Source organism: Deltaproteobacteria bacterium, assembly GCA_009692615.1.
Taxonomy (GTDB): domain Bacteria; phylum Desulfobacterota; class Binatia; order UBA9968; family UBA9968; genus DP-20.
In genome coordinates, this window is record SHYW01000177.1 from 1 (window position 1) to 6,354 (window position 6,354).

8 protein-coding genes are annotated in these 6,354 nt (G+C 56.1%); 4 read left to right on the forward strand and 4 right to left on the reverse strand.

The genetic code is table 11. The features are described from left to right. The first annotated feature begins 341 nt into the window (after positions 1-341). The 4 genes from EXR70_24640 (at position 342) to EXR70_24655 (ending at position 3,268) form a co-directional block, all read left to right on the forward strand. Positions 342-1,055 (forward strand): OmpA family protein, encoded by a 714-nt coding sequence (locus EXR70_24640; GenBank protein ID MSP41685.1) that lies wholly within the window; start codon positions 342-344, stop codon positions 1,053-1,055. Between the two features lie 34 nt (positions 1,056-1,089). Further along, the gene (locus EXR70_24645) at positions 1,090-1,455 is read left to right on the forward strand and encodes a hypothetical protein (protein ID MSP41686.1); all 366 of its coding nucleotides are present in this window, start codon (positions 1,090-1,092) and stop codon (positions 1,453-1,455) included. 123 nt (positions 1,456-1,578) lie between these two features. Next, complete coding sequence (locus EXR70_24650; GenBank protein MSP41687.1) at positions 1,579-2,892, forward strand: glycerate kinase; 1,314 nt, start codon at positions 1,579-1,581, stop codon at positions 2,890-2,892. A gap of 163 nt (positions 2,893-3,055) precedes the next feature. Continuing rightward, entirely contained in the window at positions 3,056-3,268 is a 213-nt protein-coding gene (locus EXR70_24655; protein ID MSP41688.1) for a hypothetical protein, read from the forward strand. A 22-nt stretch (positions 3,269-3,290) separates the two neighbouring features. Here EXR70_24655 and EXR70_24660 read toward each other — a convergent pair whose 3' ends face one another. The 4 genes from EXR70_24660 to EXR70_24675 form a co-directional block, all read right to left on the reverse strand. Then, the gene (locus tag EXR70_24660; GenBank protein MSP41689.1) at positions 3,291-3,623 is read right to left on the reverse strand and encodes a hypothetical protein; all 333 of its coding nucleotides are present in this window, start codon (positions 3,621-3,623) and stop codon (positions 3,291-3,293) included. A 143-nt stretch (positions 3,624-3,766) separates the two neighbouring features. After that, the gene (locus EXR70_24665) at positions 3,767-4,207 is read right to left on the reverse strand and encodes a response regulator (protein MSP41690.1); all 441 of its coding nucleotides are present in this window, start codon (positions 4,205-4,207) and stop codon (positions 3,767-3,769) included. After that, the gene (locus tag EXR70_24670; protein ID MSP41691.1) at positions 4,182-5,132 is read right to left on the reverse strand and encodes an AAA family ATPase; all 951 of its coding nucleotides are present in this window, start codon (positions 5,130-5,132) and stop codon (positions 4,182-4,184) included. Before EXR70_24670 ends, EXR70_24665 begins: the two co-directional genes overlap by 26 nt. Positions 5,133-5,376: 244 nt before the next feature. Beyond that, positions 5,377-6,024, reverse strand: coding sequence for a response regulator transcription factor (locus EXR70_24675; GenBank protein ID MSP41692.1), 648 nt, complete (start codon positions 6,022-6,024; stop codon positions 5,377-5,379). Positions 6,025-6,354 lie beyond the last annotated feature (330 nt).

The window sequence follows — 6,354 nt, forward strand, 5'->3', positions numbered from 1 at the left end:
TCTGCTTGCTAAGTAAGATAGAAAAGGAGAACATCAAAAACCAGATATTGATTACACTTATCCACAGACAAGGATTCAAAACGTAGCGACCGGCCCTGGGTCAATATTCAATCGGCAGGGTGGGTCAATATTCAATCGGCGCCAACAATTAGTCTTCATATAGCCACAATTACACCGAAAACAAAGAGCGATTGGGGTGCCAGCGCCGCTCCGAATTGTCTGGAAGAAGTCACGACGAGCGCGGGGTTATTGCCTAAAAAGTGTGACAAAATTCTTGACAAGCCGATGGCGGTGTACTAGCTTGAGCGAAATTTTGATTCAACTTGCTGGGAGGCAGAAATATGAATAAACGGTATCTAGCGTTGACGGCGCTAGGGTTTTTCCTCACGGGTTGTGCGGGAATGACCAAGAATCAAGCTGCGCTTTGGGGCGCGGGACTTTGTGGTGCCGGCGGCGCGGCTATGGGCGCGGTCATGGCGCATCAAGGTATTGAAGGTAAGCACCGTAATGAAGCGGCTGGTGCCGCCATCGGCGCTACAGCGGGTGCTTTAATCTGTGGTGGTCTAGCTTATTTGATCGCGGAAGATCCGAAACCGGTGCCACCGCCTCCACCACCACCGCCTCCTCCGGCGCCGAAGCCAACTCCTCCTCCGCCTCCTCCGGCAAAGGCGCCGCCTCCTCCGCCGGCAAAGGCGCCGCCACCTCCGGCGAAAGTTGAGCGGACGATTATTCTCGATGACGTGCTCTTCGATTTCGACAAGAGCAACATCAAATCGGAAGCCGGGGCGATCTTGAATCGTTTGGTTGCTTTCATGAACGAGAATAAGGAGAAGAAGGCGAATCTCTCCGGTCACACCGATAGCGCTGGCAGCGACGCTTTCAACCAGGCTTTGTCTGAACGACGTGTCGCATCGGTAAAAGACTACGTCGTGAAAAAGGGCGTCGACGGCGGTCGCGTATCCGGTCAGGGCTTCGGCGAAAGCAAGCCGATCGCGGATAACAAGACGGCTGAAGGCCGGGCGAAGAACCGCCGCGCGGAAATCAAAGTTAACTAACCTAATCGTTTTCGACGAGGACTGACCAATGCGGATGCCGGGAAAAGCGAGAATACTTTTCCTAGCATCCGCATTGTTTTTTTCAGCGACGGCTTGGGCCCAGGTTCCCAACTTCAAAGCCATCCAGGAGCAGATCTCGGAATACCGCAAACAGTTAGACCAAGCCGGCTCCAACGGCTCCCGTTTCTGGCTGCGACTCGACAGCAGCAAGCGTCCCCATCGGCTCTATGTCGGCGAACCGTTCCTGCAAGCGGACAGCACCAAGCAGGAAGAGTTCATCGAGATTTTCTCCCGTTTTCTCGCCGGCCACCCGGAAAAAAATATGCTCATCGACATTTACGATCCCAACACCAACAAATGGATCGGTGAGTATGGCTTTGGCGGCTTTCGGCTCTTCTAGTTTCCGCTATTTGTTTTGCTAGCAATTTCTTTCCTTTAATTTAGAGCTGTCCATAGCTCGGTTATCGGTTTGTCATTTTCCTTAGCCGTGGGTTAGATTCCATCAATGGCTTCCTTGAGTTCCATGCGCGACCATGTACGGGAAATTTTCTCGGCGGGGCTCGCTGCGGCCGATCCTTTAACCGCCATTCCGCGCCATGTTGAACTGCGTGACCATCGCTTGATGATTGGCGCGCGCAGTTACGATCTCGATGGGATTCACCGCATTCTCGTCATCGGTTGTGGTAAGGCCGCGGCGCGGATGGCGCTGGCGCTGCAAGAGTTGCTCGGCGATCGGATTTTCGGTGGTGTCGTGGTCGTCAAGTACGGTCACGGGCTGGCGTTGGAAAAAATCAAAGTCATCGAAGCTGGCCATCCGATTCCTGACCGCGCTGGACTCGAAGGGGCGCGTCAGGTCATGGAGATTGCGGCGGCGGCTGGCGCCGACGATCTCATTTTGTTTGTCGTTTCCGGCGGCGGCTCGGCGTTGCTGCCGATGCCGGCAATCGGTCTTACGTTGAAAGACAAACAGTTGACCACCGAGCTTCTGCTTGGCAGTGGCGCAACTATTCAAGAAATTAATGCGCTGCGCAAACATCTCTCGCAGCTCAAAGGCGGGCGGCTGGCGCAATTAGCAACGCCGGCAAGATTGGCCGCGCTGCTGCTTTCCGATGTCGTCGGTGACGATCTTGACGCCATCGCTTCCGGGCCGTCGGTTGGCGATCCGACAACCTTCGCCGATTGTCTAGAAATTCTTCGCCGCTATCGACTGCTTAAAGAGATTCCGCGGCCGGCGCTCGCTTTGTTGGAACGCGGGGCGCGAGGTGGGATTGGTGAAACTCCCAAACCATCGGACGGAATTTTTCACAGCGTGCAAAATCTAATCGTTGGCAGCAACGCTTTGGCGTTAGCCGCGGCAAAAGAGCGCGCGCAAGCTTTGGGTTACCGCGCGATGATCTTGTCGAGCCGAGTGCAAGGCGAGAGCCGCGACGTGGCCAAGTCTCACATGGCGCTGGTCAAAACTATCCTCTCGCGCGGGCGCGCCGCGGGCGCGCCGCTTTGTTTGATCTCCGGTGGCGAAACGACGGTAACGCTTCGTGGCGATGGCTTGGGCGGACGCAATCAAGAATTCGCTTTGGCCGCGGCCGTGGAGATCGCCGGCATCGACAACGTCGTCGTGTTGAGCGCCGGCACTGACGGCGGCGACGGGCCGACCGACGCGGCTGGCGCCATCGTTGATGGTTTTACCCTTCGAAGGGGAGCCACCCGAGGCTTACGCGCGGCCGACTATCTTGCGCGCAACGATTCTTATTCCTTCCTGCAAGCGACGGACGATCTTTTGATCACCGGCCCGACCTTCACCAACGTCATGGACGTTCAGCTAGCTTTGCTCGGTTAGCTCCATTCGCTCACGCCGCATGATGACCTTGCGCTGGCGTTTCTTGGCGCGGATTTTTTTCCATTTCGCAGTTGAAATGGAAATTCAATCATGATTAGAGTGCCATTTTTCGACGGATGGAAAGCTTGGATTGAAGGTTTGCCAGGATCACGGAGTTGGGACAATGATCGATGTGAGTCTGAAAGGGGTGCGCTGCCGCGCGGCGCAGGAGATCCTCGATATCGACGGGACGATTGGCGCTTCGACCGAGGGTACGATCATCTATGAGCTTGAAGGCGAAGGCGGCCAGCTGGTCAACGTTTGCTGGGACGATGGCACGCGCTCGTTGGTTTCGTCGGAAGAAATAGTCATTACCGACGTGGTGACTTGGCAGTAGTTTAGCCGCGGTTTTTTTCTTACTAAAAATCGACTGTGATAACGTGAGTGCCTTCGATTCGTAGTTTTTGCTGAACTGGATCGCCGAGCGGAATTGTCGGTGCCGGCGCGCTACTGCCGTCGCCGATGCGCACGTTTTGATTGGCACCGGGCGAACAGGCGATGGTGACAGCTCGATCTAGTTTCGCCGAGACGCTGCGGCGATTTTCGCCCTGCGCTAATTTCTCATCACTGGCTAAATCAACGGCAATCGAACAACGCCGAACCACGTTCACGTTTACCGCAAACAACTTTGCGTCAGATAGAGCCCCAGCAGCTTTCGTATTGGCTGGTTGAATCAATTCCTGGATCGCCATCGCTAGCACCAGGGCCTGGAGCGATTTGTTTCGATAAGTTTGGCGGACTGTCGGCATTGCGAGGCTCGGTGGCGCGGTCGAAACGGTGCACCGCGCCCACTAAACTATCGGGCAATGAGCGAAGAACTTTAATCGCGGCGGAGCTAACCGGTGGTGCCGAGAGTGGTGGCGAGATTTTTATCCCAATGGGAGATATGGCACTGGGTGCGCACCCTGGTGAGAAAATCTTCGATGTTGACCGGCTTGGTGAGAAAGTCGCTGGCGCCGAACTCCATGGCGGCGGCGCGGGTTGCGAGATCGTCTTTGGCCGTCAGTAAAAATACCGGCAAGTCCGGGGCGATGGATTTGAGTTCGCGGCACACCGACAGTCCGTCCATCTTCGGCATCATCACGTCCAAAATCACCAGATCGATATTTTGCTGGCGGATGATTTCCAAACATTCGGCGCCGCTGTAGGCGCACACGGCGTCAAAGCCATGATGGTTGAGCAAGTGCTTGATCAGATCGACGAAGTCGCGATTGTCATCGACGATCAAGATCGTAAAGGGCAGGGACGGGTTAGGGTTGGGCGCAGTTCCACGCATCTTCGTCTTGTTCCTTTCTCAGTGAGCGGTTGCGTAACTTGGCGACCAAGGTGGTGCGCTTGAGCTTGAGCATGCGCGCCGCCATCGCTTTGTTGCCATCCGACAGGCGCAAAGCTTCGTCGATCAGCCGCTCCTCGAAATTGCGCAGCGCCGCATGTAAATCCAAGTCTTTGTTGCTGAGCGAGGGCTGAGGAGTTTTTTTATCGGAAGCGAAGCTGGCGATATTCGCGGGCAAGTCCGCCAAGCCGATGTGGTTGTCCTCGCATAACACGACCAGCCGCTCGACGACGTTTTCCAGCTCGCGGATGTTGCCCGGCCAGTCGTATTCCCAAAGATAGACATTGGCTTCGTGCGAGATCTTGGCGGTGGTGCCGTATTTCCGGTTCGCCCGCTCCAAGAAGTGGCTGACCAGCAGCGGGATGTCGGAGCGTCGCGAGCGGAGCGGCGGCAGATGCAAGGGGATAACTTGAAGACGATAAAATAAATCTTCGCGGAAGGTGCCGAGCTCGGTTTCCTTGGTGAGATCTTTGTTGGTCGCGGCGATGACCCGGGCGTTGACCGCGATGGCGTGATCGGCGCCGACCGGCCGGACTTCGCCATCTTGCAGCACGCGCAAGAGCTTGGGTTGCAGCGTCAAAGGAATTTCGCCGATTTCGTCGAGAAAAATCGTGCCGCCGTTGGCGAGCTGAAACATGCCGGCGCGCGCCGCGTGGGCGGCGCCGCGGGTGTGGCCAAACAGTTCGCTCTCGAGCAGCTCGTGGGGAATCGCGGCGCAATTGATCGGCAGCAGCGGACTATTGGCGCGCGGGCTCAAGCTGTGGATCATGCGCGCGACCACTTCTTTGCCGGTGCCGCTCTCGCCGGTGATCAACACCGTGGCATCGGTGACCGCGACGCGCCGGACCAGGGCCGTAACTCTTTGCATCAACGGATGCTCGCCGATTAGAAACGTGCCGGGATCGTCGACAGCACGCTGAATCGGTTTGTTAAGGGTGGGTGGGAATGCGTGAGCGTTTAACGAGTTGCCGTGTGAAAACAAGTTCTCAAGTCCTCAACAGAAAGAAACGAGTCGAGGATATCGAAAAGAATCTTTAAATATAACCGGTGGAATACTGAATATTTTATCGGTGTTTGTCCTACGACTGTGCTGTTGCGCGAATCGACGGCGTTTAGGTTTTGGCGTCTGGACTGACCAGATCGTTGGAGAGCGCGTAGTAGGTCAACTGCGCGTTGGTCTTCATTTCCATCTTTTCCAAAATCCGTGAGCGGTGCGTGCTGATAGTCTTTTCACTCAAGCATAGTTCTCGCGCCACCTGACCGACGGTTTTGCCGGACGCCAGCATGCGCATCACTTGATACTCCCGGTCCGAGAGCTTCTCATGGGGCGATAAACTATTGTCGGCGGCGAGATCGGTGGCGATTTTTTCCGCGAGCGCGGGACTGATATATTTGCCACCCATGCAGACCTTGCGCACGGCCTGGACCAGTTGGTCGCAGGCGGCTTCTTTGTTCATGTAGCCCGTCGCTCCCGACTTGAGCACCCGCGGGCCGAACTGGTCCTCGGGATAAACGCTCAAGATGAGCACCGGCAGTTTGGGATAGGCGCGGCGCAGGTAGGAAAGCGTGTCAAGGCCGTCGCGGCCGGGCATGCCGATATCCAAGAGCACGACGTCGCAGGCAGTATTTTCGATGCGCTGGAGGAGCTCTTGGCTGTTGGACGCTTCGGCGACCACCTGGATGTCGGCTTCTTCTTCGAGAATGTTTTTGATGCCGCGGCGCAGCATCGGATGATCGTCGGCGATGATGACCTGAATCATAGTTGCGGTCTCCGCGGTTCGAATTCGGTTATGGCATTCACGACTGGCAGTGGTAAGTGGGTGATCACGGAAGTGCCTTTGATGAGATTCCGTTCCACGGCGATGTTGCCTCCCAGCGACGCGGCCCGCTCGCGCATTCCTAGCAGGCCGAGGGAGTGGGTGTCAGAGACTTTCTCGCCATCTGTTGTAGCAAAGTGATTATGTCAGGGGTTAACGGCAACGTAATTATGTCAGGGTGGAAGGATGACAACCCTGACAATGAAAGACGAGAAACGACTAGACATAATTCAACGAGTATATCGCAGCGAGATCACCGTGGTTGAGGCCGCA

Coding starts and splice junctions, on each gene's coding strand:
- EXR70_24640 (MSP41685.1), top strand. CDS start 342: ATGAATAAACGGTATCTAGCGTTGACGGCGCTAGGGTTTTTCCTCACG.
- EXR70_24655 (MSP41688.1), top strand. CDS start 3,056: ATGATCGATGTGAGTCTGAAAGGGGTGCGCTGCCGCGCGGCGCAGGAG.
- EXR70_24660 (MSP41689.1), bottom strand. CDS start 3,623: ATGGCGATCCAGGAATTGATTCAACCAGCCAATACGAAAGCTGCTGGG.
- EXR70_24645 (MSP41686.1), top strand. CDS start 1,090: ATGCCGGGAAAAGCGAGAATACTTTTCCTAGCATCCGCATTGTTTTTT.
- EXR70_24670 (MSP41691.1), bottom strand. CDS start 5,132: ATGCAAAGAGTTACGGCCCTGGTCCGGCGCGTCGCGGTCACCGATGCC.
- EXR70_24650 (MSP41687.1), top strand. CDS start 1,579: ATGCGCGACCATGTACGGGAAATTTTCTCGGCGGGGCTCGCTGCGGCC.
- EXR70_24665 (MSP41690.1), bottom strand. CDS start 4,207: ATGCGTGGAACTGCGCCCAACCCTAACCCGTCCCTGCCCTTTACGATC.
- EXR70_24675 (MSP41692.1), bottom strand. CDS start 6,024: ATGATTCAGGTCATCATCGCCGACGATCATCCGATGCTGCGCCGCGGC.